Raw genomic sequence first — 13,112 nt, 5'->3', positions numbered from 1 at the left:
CGCAGCAGCCAGTTCTGACCGACGCGCGGGCCCCCGGGGCCCGCTGCCCCTTCCACTGCGCGCGGCCCAGCCGGTGACCTCAGGCTGGGCCGTGCTGCTCCGTCGTCAGCGCAGCTGTCCACAGCCAACCCCGGCCAGGGTGGCGCCATGACGACGACCACGAAGAAGACCACAGCGCCCTGCCAGGCCCACCCCGCCAGTAGCCGGGGCAACTGCCCGGTGGCAGAGCTGCGCACCGTCCAGACACGGCTCCTGGCACTGCTGGAGCAGCACGCCGACGGCCCGCTGAGCATGGACTACCGGTTCAGCCCGGACAAGACCACCCAGCTGGCGATCCGCCTGCTCGTGGCCCTCCTGAACGTGCCTCCCAGAGCCGTACGCCGCCACGCCCGCGGCTCCCGCCGGCCCGCCGACCGCAAGCTGCGCCAGGCGGTGAACCACCAGACGGAGGAGGAGTTCTGTCCCGCGCGCCTGGCCGAGCGGGCAGCAAAGCAGGCCCGTGCGGAAGCACCGCATGGGACAGCGTGCGCGCCCACGCCGAGCAGGCCTTCGCCGCTCTGCAGGAGGCGATCCAGGCCGCCCGGCCCGACCAGGCAGAGGACGGGAACACAGCGACCACCGTCTGAAGGAAGACGGCCTCCGGCGCGCTCGGCGCCAGCAACGGCTGGAGGCCGCCACCACGGGGTGACGGCCTCCAACGCCTTCTCGGGGCCGCAGCAGCGTAGCGCCGCCCAAGGACACCGCCCCCGGCAGGGGGGCGGCCCGCTGCGCCCACTCCACGCCGTGCTCGGCCAGCTGCGCCAGCTGCCCCGTCGTCAGCTTCGCCCGGCGGGCCTTCGTGTTGTTCAAGAACGCACCCAGCCCCACGAAGACGACCTCGACGCTATCCTCCCCGCCGGTGCCGGCCACGACGACCTCCAGCGCCTCGCGATGCGGGCGCGGAACACGGGCATGGCCCTCCCGCTCGACGAACGCCGCGAGGGCCGCCAAGCCCTGCTGGAACCGGTCGGCGCGCGACACCTTGGGCTTGGCCGCGGCCGCAGCCCGTGCGGCGGCGAGCTCCTGGTCCTCCTCGATGCCGAGCGCGGCGAGCAGGTCCTGCTGGTCCTCCTCCAAACCAGGCCAGCCGGCGCGCTGCGCCTGCACCCACCGTCCGAGTTGCTCGCCCTCGAACACGACGTCGGTGGGCAGCTGCGCCCAGTCGACCCGGCCGTCGGCCTCCAACCACCACTGCCGCGCGGTCGCGTACACGCGCTGCCAGGTGATCGGCCAGGCCGGGCACCACCACGGGTCGATCTCCTCCAACGCGGCCCGCCGCTCCGGCACGAGCGCTCCTGTCGCTGCTCGGTTTTTCTGAGTAGTGAGAGGACGTCCTGCTTGAATGCGCGGTAGTTCATGGATTGTGCCAGGTTATGGTGGTTTCGTCCGTTGCTCGCTTGGCAAGGTTCGAGATCATCGCGAGGCGGATCATGCTCTCGGAGTGCTTGGGCTTGGTCTCATAGTCGCGCGCCAACCGACGGTGCATCATGATCCAGCCGAAACTGCGCTCGACCACCCACCTTCGCGGAACAACCGAGAAGCCCTTGACCTGGGCGTTTCGCGGGACGACGTCCACGTCGATGCCGAGCTTCGCTCCGTGTTCGATGGCCTGGGTCTTGTAGTCGGTGTCGACCCAGGCTTTGGTGATCGTGGGGTGGGTGGCGGCGAGCCGGGTGAGGAGCTGCTTGCCAGCGTCGTTGTCGGAGACGCTGGCGGCGGTGACCATGACGAGCAGGAGCAGGCCGAGCGTGTCGACGACGATGCTGCGCTTGCGGCCGACGATCTTCTTGCCGGCGTCGATGCCCTGGGTCTCGGCCGGCACGCTGGGAGCGGTCTTGACGCTCTGAGCGTCGATCACGCAGGCGGTCGGCTCGGGTGCCCGACCTTCCTTCTCGCGCACCAGGCGGTGCAGGCGGACGCCGAGCTTCTCGATCGTCCCGTCTGCGGTCCAGGCACTGAAGTGGGAGAACACCGTGGTGTGCGGCGGGAAGTCGTGCGGCAGGTAACGCCATGGGATGCCGGTGCGGCTGACGAAGAGGATCGCGTTCATCACCTCCCGCAGGTCGGTGACTTTTCCACCAAGATTGAGCGAGGTCTTCTGCCGCTCGGCGCGCCACGCGGTCAAGGTGGGCTCCATCAGCGCCCAGCGCGCGTCGGACAGGTCGCTCGGATAGGCCTTGCGCGGCAGTGGCGTCGTCATAACACCACTGGTACGGGCAGGAGTTGAGTGTGGTCTATCGCTCGATCGAGTGACGATGCGTTGCGATCCCGGCATTTTCGAACCGGACAGGAGCTCTCGACTTTCGCAGTTTTCGCAGGGTCGCTCGGATGGGTGGGACCGGTGGCGTTCGGCTCCTGGGCCCTTGGTGTCGGCCGTAGGGTGCGGCTGTGGATGAGTTGCTTGTTGCGCGGGTGCGGCTGCTGGATCAGCAGGGTCGGTCGGTGAAGGCGATCGCCAGGACGCTGGGGGTGGGTACCGGGGACGTTGTCGGGGTGCTGAACGGCGCGGTCGCGGCCTCGGGGCCGGGTGGTGGCGAGCCGCGTTGCTGGGTGAGCGCCGGCTGGAGCCGCAGTGTGGATCTTGAGGGTGCGCCGCAGTGGGCGGGCCTTGATCCTGGGGCTGCCGATGCGGAGGAGGTGCGCGGCCTGGTCGCGGTGCTCGTCGCTGCGGACAACACGCGCTCCACGAAGGCGCAGGTCGCGGGGTTCCTGCTGGACGTGTGGTGTCTGGGGGTGAAGAACGCGCTCGCCCCGGAGCCGATGAGCGAGAGTCGGCTGGCCGGGCACCGGGGGCTCTACTTCAGCGCCTACGAGGGGCATGTGCAGGTTCCGGCCGACCTCGCCCGCGCTCTGGTGTTCGGGGCCGCCGCCTACGCGCGCGGCTTCGGGTTCGAACCCGAGGGGGAGCTCGCTGAGGAGTTCACGCAGGCCGCCGTGCTGCTTGGTGAACCTGCGAGCCCCAGCCCGATCGGCTTCGGTCGGGACGGCAAGCCCTTCTTCGTCAACGGCCCCTACGACGATCCCGAGGCGGTGTTGCGGACGCTGCGGCGCGCGGTCGGCGACGACGGTTTCCACTTCGAGGTCGCCTTCCCCGAGCAGCCGTCGCGGCGGCGGCGCTTGTTCGGGCCGCGCCGGTAGCGGTTGGGGCGCGGGAGCCGAACGGCGGTTCCCACCCGGGCGGGTGACGGGCCGGGTGTTCGTGCCCGCGGCGGGCCGGTGCGTCGGCAGCATCGGCGTTGTGGCGACCGCGCCCAGGGGAGGGGAAGCCGATGCCCGCGAGTCCGATGGTGCCGGCGTCGCTGCTGGCGGTGCTGGGGAAGCTGCGCGTGTTCACCGCGCCGGGGTTCACGATGTTCACCGCGATGGTGACCGGGCTGGTCGCGCAGATCGGGGCCGGCACGGTGACCGGGATGCTGACCGGGGCGGGCCTGTCCCGCGCCTGGCCGCACGACCGGGCCCATGCCTTCTTCTCCCGGACGCGCTGGAACGTCGAGATCCTGGGGATCGTGCTGGCTCATCTGATCGTCAGAACGCTGCTGCCGCAGGGCGCGGCGATCACGGTCGCGGTCGACGACACCTTGTTCAAGCGGAGCGGGAAGAAGGTGTTCGGTGCCGCGTGGCAGCACGACGGCGCCGCCAGGGGCCCGAAGCCGGTCGGGCGCGGAACCTGCTTCGTGGTGGTCGGGATCGTCGTGGAACTGCCGTTCCTCACCCGGCCGGTGTGCCTGCCGGTGATGGCCCGGCTGTGGCGGCCGAAGACCGGACCGACCAAGGTCGACCTCGCCGCGTCGATGATCCGGCTGCTGGCCGTGTGCCTGAACCGGCCCCTGCACGTGGTGGCGGACGCCGCCTACCACGGCAGGGCCCTGCGCCACCTGCCCGAGGCGATCACCCTCACCACCCGGCTGCCGGCCGGCGCCGTGCTGTTCGACCTCGCGCCGCCGCCGACCAGGAAGCGCGGCCGCCCCCGCCTTAAGGGCACCAGGCCGGGCACGCCCGCCGAACTCGCGGAGACCGCCACGTTCACGACCACGCGCGTCGCCCGGTACGGCCGCACCGACCAGGTTCGGATCGCCGAGGTCCCCTGTCTGTGGTAAGGCTCCTTGCACACCCAGACCGTCCGCGTCATCCTGATCCGCGACGAGGACACCACCACCGACTACGACCTGGCCCTGGTCACCACCGACCTCGCCACCCCGGTCGCGGCGCTGGTCACCCGATACGCCTGGCGGTGGTCCATCGAGACCACCTTCGCCGAGGCCCGCACCCTGCTCGGCGTCGGACAGGCCCGCAACCGCTCCGAGAACGCGGTCCGCCGCACCGTCCCGTTCGGCCTGTACTGCTACTCGATCACCATCGTCTGGTACGCGTTGCACGGCCACCATCCCAACGACGCCGCCGACCACCGCGCACGGGCCCCCTGGTACACCACCAAGACCGACCCGTCCTTCGCCGACATGCTCGCCAAGCTCCGCCGCGTGATCACCGCCGCCCGATTTCTCCCCGTCACCCCAGGCCAGCCGACAGACGCCGAAATCCAGGCCGTCCACCAAGCCTGGGCCCAAGCAGGCCTCCAACACACGGCTTGATCACACCGACCCCGCGAGAACAGCGAAAGTCGAGGGAGCTATCGCCATCAAACTGGATGAATCATCGTTGCCGGCGCCAGTACATGGCACACAGGAATGGGGCATCTCGCTGCTATCGGGGCATCTCCGGCAGGCAACAAAAGCCCCAAAACGCTGCATCAACGACAAGAACGTCCTCTCAGAGGGCGTTAAGTCCGTTTCTGGATGATCTGGTGTCGCCCGTTCGTGTGTACGGAGTCGTTCAGGCTGACTCGCGTGTCGTGTGCATGATGCTGTTGGGGCATGGAACGGATGCCGTACTCAACGGACTTGTCCGACGGGCAGTGGGCCTTGATCGAGCCGCTGGTCACCGCCTGGAAGCAGGAGCGGGTGTCGCGCTCGGCGACCGGGGACCCGGGCTCCTGCGACCTGCGCGAGGTCGTGAACGCGCTGCTGTACCAGAACCGGACGGGCTGCCAGTGGCGGCTCCTGCCGCACGACTTTCCGGCCTGGTCGGCGGTGTTCTACTACTTCAGCCTGTGGCGCCAGGACGGCCTTGACCAGCGAATCCAGGAGATCCTGCGCTGCCAGGTGCGGGAGCGGGCCAGACGATTAGAGGACCCGTCCCTGGTGATCATCGACACCCAGTCCGTGCGCGTGGCGGCCGGGGTGCCGAAGGAGACCACGGGACTGGACGCGAACAAGAAGACGCCCGGCAGGAAGCGGGGACTCGCCGTCGACGTGCTGGGCCTGATCATCGGTGTGGTGATCCTCGCCGCGAGCGCGCACGACAACGAGGCCGGCATCGCCCTGCTGGACCAGGCAGCCGAACGATGCGGGATGCGCCTGGAAAAGGTCCTGGTCGACCAGGGCTTCAAGGACGCCGTAATCATCCACGGGGCGGTGAAGGACATCACCGTAGAGGTGGTCCGCCGCAACCCCGACACCCAGAGCAAGGGCTTCGTTCCGCAACCGAAGCGGTGGGTGGTCGAGCAGGTCAACGGCACCCTCATGCTCCACCGGCGCCTCGCCCGTGACTATGACCACCGGCTGGACAACGCCGCCTCCCGCGTCTACTGGGCCTCCACCGCCGGCATGCTCCGCCGCCTCACCACCCCCAGCCCCGCCTGGCGCGACGAGGTGGGGCTGGCCGCGTGAACGTCACCGAACTCCTGCGGCTGTTGCAAGCCGAACACGACGAGACCACCGCACGCGCCGACGGCCTGCGAGAACAGATCGAGCAACTCACCCGTGCCCTGGCCGAAGTCGAGGCCCGCCTCGCCGAGATCGTCACCACCCGCAAGGTCATCGACAGCCTCGCCCTGCCCGACCACGCACAGGCCTCCGAGGAGCCCGCCACCGTCTACCAGCGCATCGTGACCGCCTTCAACGAGCACCCCGGGCGGGTCTTCCAGGTTCGCGACCTCCACGAACTCCTCGGACTGCCCACCGACGAGCCCTCGATCAACGTCACCCGCTCCCGCCTGGGACGACTCGTTCGTCAGGGACTCCTCGACCAACCCGGACGAGGCCGCTACCAGAAACGGACTTAACGTCCTCTCAGGTCGTGTCCTTCCTACAGATCGCGCTGATCACCGCCCTGTGGCGTTGCCCGGCCTGCCACCGAAACCCGAACGACCTCACCGGCCTTGGTCAAGGACCATGACCGAGCCCTGGTGGATCGCCGAGCCATGGTGAAGGTGGGTTGGTGCTCTGGACGGGTGCCAGCCGGTCCGCGATCCCGTGTTGGCTCACAGCTGTCAGTTGGCTGGCAGGACTTCCAGGCCGAGCGCTTTGAGTTGCTCGACGACCGCGTCGTGGGGGTCGGCGTCGGTGATCAGGCCGCTGGTCTTCTCCCAGGGCAGCACGCGGAACCGCGAGGCCGTGCCGATCTTCTCGGAGGAGGCGAGGATGTAGGTGTCCGCGGCCCGCGCGGACAGGGCGCGCTTCATCGCCGCCTCCTCGGCGTCGCCGGTGGTCAGCCCCGCCTCCGGGTGCACGCCGGTGACGCCGAGCAGGCAGAGGTCGGCGGAGACGTTCTGCGCGGCCTCGACCGCGGCCGCGCCGCACGCGACCGCCGAGTGCTTGAAGATCCGGCCGCCGAGCAGGAAGAGTTCCGCCTGCGGATGGTCGAGCAGGGCCGCGGCGATCGTCGGGCTGTGGGTGATCACGGTGCAGGCCAGGTCCCGCGGGAGCGCGTGGGCGACGGCGAGGGCGGTGGTGCCGCCGTCGAGGATCAGCGTGCCGCCCGGCCGCACCAGGGCGGCGGCCGCCGAGGCGACCTTCCGCTTGCCGTCCTGGGCCACGCTCTGCCGGGCGGCGTAGTCCACCACCGCCGGTGAGACGGGAAGCGCGCCGCCGTAGACCCGCTGGCACAGTCCCTCGGCGGCGAGATCGCGCAGGTCGCGCCGCACGCTGTCCTCGGAGATCTCCAGGTCCGCGGCGACGTCCTTGGCGACGACCTTGCCATCGCGGGCCAGCAGACCGAGCAGGTGGTCGCGCCGTTCAGCAGCCAGCATCCGCAATCTCTCCTGTTCTTGCACGTTTCTGCATGTATGGTAGCGCCCATGACCGACAAGCCCGTAGCCGACGAGCCCATGCTCATCCTGATCGCCGGCCCCTACCGCTCCGGTACCGACGGCGACCCGCAGGCCATTGCCGCCAACCTCGCCCGCCTCGAAGCCGCCGCGTGGCCCGTCTTCGCCACCGGGCACCTCCCCGTGATCGGAGAGTGGATCGCGCTGCCCGTCCTGCGCTCTGCCGGCGCGGGCCCCACCGACGCCCTCGCCGAGCAGGTGCTCTACCCGACCGCCGACCGCCTGCTCGCGCACTGCGACGCCGTGCTGCGCCTGCCCGGCGCCTCCACCGGAGCCGACCAGGACGTCGCCATCGCCCGCCGCCGCGGCCTGCCCGTCTACCACGACGTGGCCGAGATCCCCCGCCGCACCCAGCGGGAGAGCGTGTGACGAGCCGCCCCGGGATCGACACCCCCGACCACCGCGGCCGCACCGGCCTCGACCAGGCCGGGCGCGGCCTGGACCGCAACCCTGACGTCCGGGTCCGCGACGTCGAACTCACCTCCCAGGGCTGGCACGTCCTGCGCCGCACCACCTTCGACTACCGCCGCCGCGACGGCCGCTGGGAAGCCCAGCAGCGCGAGACCTACGACCGCGGCAACGGCGCCGCCGTCCTGCCCTACGACACCGGACGCGGTCGTGTCCTGCTCACCCGCCAGTTCCGCTACCCGGCCTACGTCAACGACCACCCCGACGGCATGCTCATCGAAGCCGCCGCAGGGCTGCTCGACACGGACGGCCCGGCTACTGCCATCCGCCGCGAAAGCGCCGAGGAGCTCGGCGTCACCCTCGGCCCGCTCATCCACATCCTCGACGCCTACATGAGCCCCGGCTCCGTCACCGAACGCCTCCACTTCTTCGCCGCCCCCTACACCCCGGCCGACCGGACCGGGACCGGCGGCGGACTGGAGGAGGACGGCGAGGACATCGAGGTCCTCGAACTGCCCTTCGCCGAGGCCCTTGCCATGACCCGCGACGGCCGCATCATCGACGGCAAGACCATCCTGCTCCTGCAATGGGCGGCCCTGGACGGACCCTTCGCCCCCGCAGCGGGCGGCCGCTGACAACGCCTCCCCACCCGCGGCGTTGCCCTGGCCGATCTGCGGTGCCGCGTTGACCGACCGAGTGCCGGGGCAGGGGCCCGTCATGCCGCCGCACTGGCCTCCTCGCGCTCGACCAGGACGCCGTTCTCGAACCTGGCACCGGAGCGGACCAGAGCGACGAGGGAGGCTCCGGTGATCGCACGCCAGCGTTCCTGGGCGGACTCGACCAGCTTGAACACCATCGCCAGGGCCGCGGTCGGGCTGCCGGCCCCGCGGGTGACCTTGGTCCGCAGCTTGACCAGAAACGAGTTGTTCCACGAGTGGGCCAGAGCCCTGTCGTTCCCGGCCTACTTCGGTCACACCTGGGACGCCTTCGAGGAATGCCTCACCGACACCCGCTACCCGCCCCGGCAGCCGGACCCGTCCGGGCTGCTGATCCTGGTGAGCGGGGCCGAGGCCGTCCTCGTCGACGAGCCGGTCCGCGAGCTGACGACCCTGCTCCAGATCCTCGACACGCCGCCACCGGTGAGGGCCCGTGCCTGCGGGTGCTGTTCCTCGGCGACGGCCCCGACACCGTGGAACGACGGCTGTGCACGGCGACCCGGGCCATGTGAGCGGTCCGCGCCGGCTCGAACGGCGGCGGTACGGCGAGGGGTCCCACCGACCGGTGGGACCCCTGCGCGTGGGTGGGTCAGCCCGCTGCCCCCGCCGTCGGCCGGACGGCGACCGCGTCGATCTCGAAGAGCATCCCCGGCAGGGCGAGCGAGGCGACCCCGCTGAGCGTCTGCGCGGGCAGCCGGTCGCCCCAGGCCCCGGCCAGGGCCTTGCCGAGGACGGCCAGCTTCTCCGGGTCGTGGTCGACGATGTACGAGCCGAGCCGGACCACGTGCTCGAAGCCGAGGCCGACCCCGGCGAGCGCGGTGCGCAGGTTGGCGAGGGCGAGCTCCGCCTGGGCGGCGAAGTCGCCGGGCACGACCTGACCGCTGGCGTCGGAGGCGTACTGGCCGCCGATGAACACCGGTTCGCCGGGCGCGGAGGCGGCGTGGCTGTAGCCGAACGGCGTCGGGTCGTGCAGGCCGGGCGGGTTGGTGATGGTGCGGGTGTCGGTCACGGGGTTCCTTCCCTGGTGTCGGGCCGAGCTCGGTGCCGGGCGGTCTACAGCTCGGACCGGGCGGCTTCCTCCCGGGCGTCGCGCCAACTCGGCGACTCCAGGAAGTGGTTGTCGAAGAGGTCCTGCTTGGCGAGCAGTTCCTCGACCGTCGCCTCGCCCGCGCGGATCCGCTCCAGCAGGCGGAAGTAGTCGAAGCGCTCCACCCCGGGGGTGATCACGATCAGCAGGTCCGCCCCGGAGTCCGGCGCCGCCGCGAAGGCATGCGGCAGATGGGGCGGCACCACCACGAGGTCGCCGCTCCGGGCGGTGACCACCTCGTTCCCGACCAGCACCTGGGCCGAGCCGTCGACGACGAAGAACAGCTCCGAGGAGCCCCCGTGGTAGTGCGGAGTGGCGCCGTCCTTGCCGCGCCCCAGCGTGACGCGCAGGGTGCTCAGGGCGCCGCCGGTGGCGCTGGAGTCCGCCAGCAGCCGCCCCTTGCCGCCGAGCATTCCGACGGTCTCGGCTTCGTCGCCCCGCACCACCACGGCTTCCGGTCCGATCAACGTCATTGGCCTCTCCCCACAGTGAGCGCTCCGATAGTTCCCTGACTGATAGTACTACGTCTAACTATCTCCCATCGAATAATATGCCCCTATGGATCACGTGGACGTCATGCTCGACCAGTGGAGCCGGGAGCGCCCGGACCTCGACCTGGCGGCGGTCGGCACCGTCGGCCGCCTCGGCCGCTTTGCGCTGCTCGCGGGCCGGGTCGTCGAAGAGGTGTTCAAGCAACACGGCCTCCAGCGCGGCGAGTTCGACGTTCTCGCCACCCTGCGCCGCTCCGGCGCGCCGTACGAACTGATGCCCTCCGAACTCGCCGCGCTGCTGCTGATGTCGCGGGCCGGCATGACCAGCCGGATCGACCGGCTGGAATCGGCGGGCCTGGTGGAACGCCGCACCGACACAGCGGACCGGCGCAGCGTCCGCATCGCCCTCACCGCGGCCGGACGCGCCCTCGTGGACGCCGCCTTCACCGACCACGCGGCCAACGAGACCGCGCTGCTCTCCGCCCTCTCGGGCGAGGAACGGGCCACCCTGGACGGGCTCCTGCGCAAACTGCTCGCCGACGTCGAGGGCGCGCAGAGCCCGGCGCCCTGACGGCCCCGCCCGACGCCCCCGCCCGAGGTCCAGCCACCCGCAACCGCTCCGGAACGCCGTCGGCCGCCGTACGCGGGGAACGCCTACGGCGGCCGACACCCGGTGCAGCGTGCCGTCCGTGACGACTACCGCACCTTGACGTACTCCGCTTCCGCCGCGGCCCGGCGCGGCGCCTCCGCCGGTTCCGCCACGGCCGTGGCGGTGGCCGCGGCCGTCGGCCAGGCGGCGATCGGGTTGCCCAGCCAGCCCCCCGTCCGGGACCCTCTCACCGCGCATCACCAGCGAGGCGGGCCCGATCGTGGTGCCGGCGCCCAGCGTCGAGCCCGGCAGCACGATGCTGTGCGGGCTGGCGGTGGCGCCCGCCCGCAGCCGCACGGCGTCCAGCCGCATCACCCGGTCGTGGAACAGATGGGCCTGCAGCACCGTGCCCCAGTTGACGCTCGCGCCCGCCTCGACCGTGACCAGGTGGCTCTCCGGCAGCCAGTGCGTCTCGCACCAGATCCCGCGGCTGATCTCAGCCCCCAGGCTCCGCAGCCAGAATTTGAGGTACGGCGTGCCGGTCAGCGTCTGACCGCCCCACGGCATGGCGAGATCCTCCACGAAGGTGTCGTACAGCTCGTTGCGCCAGACGAAGCTGGACCAGAGCGGGTGCTCGGCGGCCTTGAAGCGCCCGACCAGCAGCCACTTCGCCACCGTGGTGACCAGACAGGCGGCGATCGCGGCGGTGATCAGCACCACGCCGCCGCCGGCCAGCGCGACGGCCAGACCGTAGCAGTCCCGCAGTTCCTGGAGCCGTAGTGCTCCAAAATCGCTTCACTGCGGCTGACCTCGGACGATGCGCCAGCCGCTGACTGGGCATGATCAGTCTCGTGCTCGTACGGATGACCTACCTGCTCGCTACCCGAGTCTTCGCATGGCTGGCCCTGCTCTGCAGGTCCACCGCGGCCAAGAACGCGGAGATACTCATCCTGCGGCACGAGGTCACGGTGCTGCGCCGACAGGTCGCCGTTCCAAGGCCCGGCTGGTCGGACCGGGCGTTGCTGGCCGCGCTCGCCCGACTTCTGCCCCAAGCACTGCGAGGCCGCCGGATCGTCTCACCGCGCACGCTCCTCGCCTGGCACCGGCGTCTGATCAAGAAGAAGTGGACCCAGCCGCCCGCTCCGGGCCGCCCGCACATCCCTGACGAGCTGCGCGATCTGATCGTCCGGCTCGGCACCGAGAACCCTCGGTGGGGATTCCGGCGCGTGCACGGGGAGCTACGGCGGCTCGGCCACAAGGTCAGTGCGGCCACCGTCCGCCGCGTTCTGCGCGCCGCCGGCCTCGGCCCCGCACCGCGTCGGCACACGGCGCGCCGGGAGTGGGCCGCCTTCCTCAAGACCCAGGCCAGCGGTCTACTCGCTACCGACTTCTTCCACCTCGACACCATCACGCTGCAGCGGCTGTATGTCCTGTTCGTCATGGAGGTCCGCACCCGCACCGTTCACATCCTCGGCGTCACCGCCCATCCGACCGCTGCCTGGGCCACTCAGCAAGTCCGCCATCTGCTGTGGCAGCTCGGCGAGCGCGCGGCCGACTTCAGCCACCTGATCCGGGACCGGGACGCGAAGTTCACCGCCGCCTTCGACGCCGTCTTGGCCAGCGAGAGCATCACCGTCGCCAAGACCCCTCCACGCAGCCCCAACTGCAACCCGCACGCGGAGCGGTTCATCCGCTCAGTACGCCAGGAGTGCACCGACCGCCTGCTGATCCTCGACCGCGGACACGCGGAGAAGATCTTCCACGACTACGCCCGTCACTTCAACGGTCATCGGCCCCACCAGGGACGAAACCAGCTCGCACCGCTCGATGACCCGAACGTCATCCCCATCCCGACAGCCCGGATCGAACACCGACAAGCCGTCACCGGCCTCATCAACGAGTACCACCGAGCAAGCTGACCATTCGGCGAAGCCCCAGATCACAACCGGTGAAGCCATTTCGAAGCACTACGGGCGTCGACGAGTTGTGGGTCGAAGCTCCAGCGCAGGCAGACCATGTACTTGGCGGCATCCATGGCTCAGATGCTTCGTTGCCGGTCAGTTCCTTGAGGTGGGCAGGTCGAGTGCGCGGCGTCGGATCTCGGCGGCTTTCTCGTTGTCGCTGCCCGTGACCGTGGCAACTCCGCCTGGTGTGGGCTGCCCGTCGGTCGTCACGGCAACGAATCGGGTATGCGGGTTGGCTTTGGCTGCCGTTTCCAGGGCCTGACCGAAAGTCGTTCCGATGGAGACGACGAGGTCGCAGTGCTGTGCTGAGAGTCCCGAGAGGTAGGGAAGGGCCTGGTCGGCGGTGGCTGCGGGGACGAAGAGTTGTTGCACGTTCAGCTGGCCTTGCTGGGAGGCGTCCTGAAGACCTGACCAGATCGCGTTGGTGTCCGTGCGCCTCGCCGCTTCCGTGGCATCGCCGGTGAGGCAGGCCGTTCGGCGCCCAGCGATGTTGGAGGGGCTTACGGCGGCTGGACGGGCGGACTCGCCGTCATTCCCGCTCGCGAGCAGCATCCCGACGCCGGTACCCGCGACGACCAGTGCCGCGGTCAGCCCGAGCACCCACCGGAAGCGGGGGGTGAGGTGGAACGTCATGTCGGGCTTCTCCTGGCGGG

At 70.5% G+C, this 13,112-nt stretch carries 16 protein-coding genes and 2 pseudogenes; 10 read left to right on the top strand and 8 right to left on the bottom strand.

The genetic code is table 11. The annotated features are described in order from the left end of the window. Nucleotides 1-105: 105 nt before the first annotated feature. Both ABZW30_RS12765 and ABZW30_RS12760 read right to left on the bottom strand, forming a co-directional pair. Nucleotides 106-1,326: a helicase associated domain-containing protein gene (locus ABZW30_RS12765; RefSeq protein ID WP_355671096.1), complete on the bottom strand. Its 1,221-nt coding sequence runs from the start codon at nt 1,324-1,326 to the stop codon at nt 106-108. A gap of 67 nt (nt 1,327-1,393) precedes the next feature. Next, nucleotides 1,394-2,239, bottom strand: coding sequence for an IS5 family transposase (locus tag ABZW30_RS12760; protein ID WP_355671095.1), 846 nt, complete (start codon nt 2,237-2,239; stop codon nt 1,394-1,396). A 188-nt stretch (nt 2,240-2,427) separates the two neighbouring features. Between ABZW30_RS12760 and ABZW30_RS12755 the strand changes: the two genes are divergently transcribed. The 5 genes from ABZW30_RS12755 to ABZW30_RS12735 all read left to right on the top strand — a co-directional run bounded on the left by ABZW30_RS12755 (nt 2,428) and on the right by ABZW30_RS12735 (nt 6,160). Then, nucleotides 2,428-3,177, top strand: a complete 750-nt coding sequence (locus ABZW30_RS12755; protein ID WP_355671094.1) for a hypothetical protein — start codon at nt 2,428-2,430, stop codon at nt 3,175-3,177. A gap of 131 nt (nt 3,178-3,308) precedes the next feature. Beyond that, on the top strand, nt 3,309-4,136 hold the full coding sequence (locus ABZW30_RS12750) for a transposase (protein WP_355671093.1): 828 nt from the start codon (nt 3,309-3,311) through the stop codon (nt 4,134-4,136). Nucleotides 4,137-4,142: 6 nt separating this feature from the next. After that, nucleotides 4,143-4,628 carry a hypothetical protein gene (locus tag ABZW30_RS12745; RefSeq protein ID WP_355671092.1) on the top strand — a complete coding sequence of 162 codons (486 nt, stop codon included), beginning with the start codon at nt 4,143-4,145 and terminating at the stop codon, nt 4,626-4,628. Nucleotides 4,629-4,910: 282 nt separating this feature from the next. Next, complete coding sequence (locus ABZW30_RS12740; RefSeq protein WP_355671091.1) at nt 4,911-5,765, top strand: IS5 family transposase; 855 nt, start codon at nt 4,911-4,913, stop codon at nt 5,763-5,765. Further along, entirely contained in the window at nt 5,762-6,160 is a 399-nt protein-coding gene (locus tag ABZW30_RS12735; protein WP_355671090.1) for a hypothetical protein, read from the top strand. The genes ABZW30_RS12740 and ABZW30_RS12735 overlap by 4 nt, the downstream gene beginning before the upstream one ends. Nucleotides 6,161-6,367: 207 nt before the next feature. On the opposite strand, the gene ABZW30_RS12730 is transcribed toward ABZW30_RS12735, so the two are convergent. Then, entirely contained in the window at nt 6,368-7,126 is a 759-nt protein-coding gene (locus tag ABZW30_RS12730; RefSeq protein WP_355671089.1) for a DeoR/GlpR family DNA-binding transcription regulator, read from the bottom strand. A 78-nt stretch (nt 7,127-7,204) separates the two neighbouring features. On the opposite strand from ABZW30_RS12730, the gene ABZW30_RS12725 reads away from it, so the two are divergent. Next, nucleotides 7,205-7,573 carry a DUF4406 domain-containing protein gene (locus ABZW30_RS12725; RefSeq protein ID WP_355671247.1) on the top strand — a complete coding sequence of 123 codons (369 nt, stop codon included), beginning with the start codon at nt 7,205-7,207 and terminating at the stop codon, nt 7,571-7,573. After that, on the top strand, nt 7,570-8,247 hold the full coding sequence (locus ABZW30_RS12720; RefSeq protein ID WP_355671088.1) for an NUDIX domain-containing protein: 678 nt from the start codon (nt 7,570-7,572) through the stop codon (nt 8,245-8,247). The genes ABZW30_RS12725 and ABZW30_RS12720 overlap by 4 nt, the downstream gene beginning before the upstream one ends. An 80-nt stretch (nt 8,248-8,327) precedes the next feature. Here ABZW30_RS12720 and ABZW30_RS12715 read toward each other — a convergent pair. After that, a pseudogene (locus tag ABZW30_RS12715) lies at nt 8,328-8,525 on the bottom strand (IS256 family transposase); the annotation flags it as partial. Between ABZW30_RS12715 and ABZW30_RS12710 the strand changes: the two are divergent. Then, nucleotides 8,503-9,006, top strand: a complete 504-nt coding sequence (locus ABZW30_RS12710; protein ID WP_355671246.1) for a barstar family protein — start codon at nt 8,503-8,505, stop codon at nt 9,004-9,006. The pseudogene ABZW30_RS12715 and the gene ABZW30_RS12710 overlap by 23 nt on opposite strands. Here ABZW30_RS12710 and ABZW30_RS12705 read toward each other — a convergent pair. Both ABZW30_RS12705 and ABZW30_RS12700 read right to left on the bottom strand, forming a co-directional pair. Next, on the bottom strand, nt 8,918-9,337 hold the full coding sequence (locus ABZW30_RS12705; protein ID WP_063352399.1) for a RidA family protein: 420 nt from the start codon (nt 9,335-9,337) through the stop codon (nt 8,918-8,920). The genes ABZW30_RS12710 and ABZW30_RS12705 overlap by 89 nt on opposite strands. Nucleotides 9,338-9,381: 44 nt before the next feature. Further along, nucleotides 9,382-9,888, bottom strand: coding sequence for a cupin domain-containing protein (locus ABZW30_RS12700; RefSeq protein ID WP_355671087.1), 507 nt, complete (start codon nt 9,886-9,888; stop codon nt 9,382-9,384). An 85-nt stretch (nt 9,889-9,973) separates the two neighbouring features. Between ABZW30_RS12700 and ABZW30_RS12695 the strand changes: the two genes are divergently transcribed. Continuing rightward, nucleotides 9,974-10,477, top strand: a complete 504-nt coding sequence (locus ABZW30_RS12695) for a MarR family transcriptional regulator (RefSeq protein WP_355671086.1) — start codon at nt 9,974-9,976, stop codon at nt 10,475-10,477. 125 nt (nt 10,478-10,602) lie between these two features. Here the strand turns inward: ABZW30_RS12695 and ABZW30_RS12690 are convergent. Next, nucleotides 10,603-11,218: pseudogene (locus ABZW30_RS12690) on the bottom strand (amino acid adenylation protein); the annotation flags it as partial. A 128-nt stretch (nt 11,219-11,346) separates the two neighbouring features. Between ABZW30_RS12690 and ABZW30_RS12685 the strand changes: the two are divergent. Then, a complete protein-coding gene (locus ABZW30_RS12685) occupies nt 11,347-12,414 on the top strand; it encodes an integrase core domain-containing protein (protein WP_355671085.1) in 1,068 nt (355 codons plus the stop codon). A 138-nt stretch (nt 12,415-12,552) separates the two neighbouring features. Here ABZW30_RS12685 and ABZW30_RS12680 read toward each other — a convergent pair whose 3' ends face one another. Beyond that, complete coding sequence (locus ABZW30_RS12680; protein WP_355671084.1) at nt 12,553-13,092, bottom strand: hypothetical protein; 540 nt, start codon at nt 13,090-13,092, stop codon at nt 12,553-12,555. Between the last annotated feature and the right edge of the window lie 20 nt (nt 13,093-13,112).

This window comes from Kitasatospora sp. NPDC004669 (genome assembly GCF_040609455.1).
GTDB lineage: Bacteria > Actinomycetota > Actinomycetes > Streptomycetales > Streptomycetaceae > Kitasatospora.
This window is presented reverse-complemented; position numbering and strand designations above follow the sequence as displayed.

What these genes read in the sequence shown, in the direction of transcription:
- ABZW30_RS12760 (WP_355671095.1), bottom strand. Translation starts at nt 2,239, where the DNA reads ATGACGACGCCACTGCCGCGCAAGGCCTATCCGAGCGACCTGTCCGAC.
- ABZW30_RS12740 (WP_355671091.1), top strand. Translation starts at nt 4,911, where the DNA reads ATGGAACGGATGCCGTACTCAACGGACTTGTCCGACGGGCAGTGGGCC.
- ABZW30_RS12725 (WP_355671247.1), top strand. Translation starts at nt 7,205, where the DNA reads ATGCTCATCCTGATCGCCGGCCCCTACCGCTCCGGTACCGACGGCGAC.
- ABZW30_RS12750 (WP_355671093.1), top strand. Translation starts at nt 3,309, where the DNA reads ATGCCCGCGAGTCCGATGGTGCCGGCGTCGCTGCTGGCGGTGCTGGGG.
- ABZW30_RS12695 (WP_355671086.1), top strand. Translation starts at nt 9,974, where the DNA reads ATGGATCACGTGGACGTCATGCTCGACCAGTGGAGCCGGGAGCGCCCG.
- ABZW30_RS12700 (WP_355671087.1), bottom strand. Translation starts at nt 9,888, where the DNA reads ATGACGTTGATCGGACCGGAAGCCGTGGTGGTGCGGGGCGACGAAGCC.
- ABZW30_RS12680 (WP_355671084.1), bottom strand. Translation starts at nt 13,092, where the DNA reads ATGACGTTCCACCTCACCCCCCGCTTCCGGTGGGTGCTCGGGCTGACC.
- ABZW30_RS12730 (WP_355671089.1), bottom strand. Translation starts at nt 7,126, where the DNA reads ATGCTGGCTGCTGAACGGCGCGACCACCTGCTCGGTCTGCTGGCCCGC.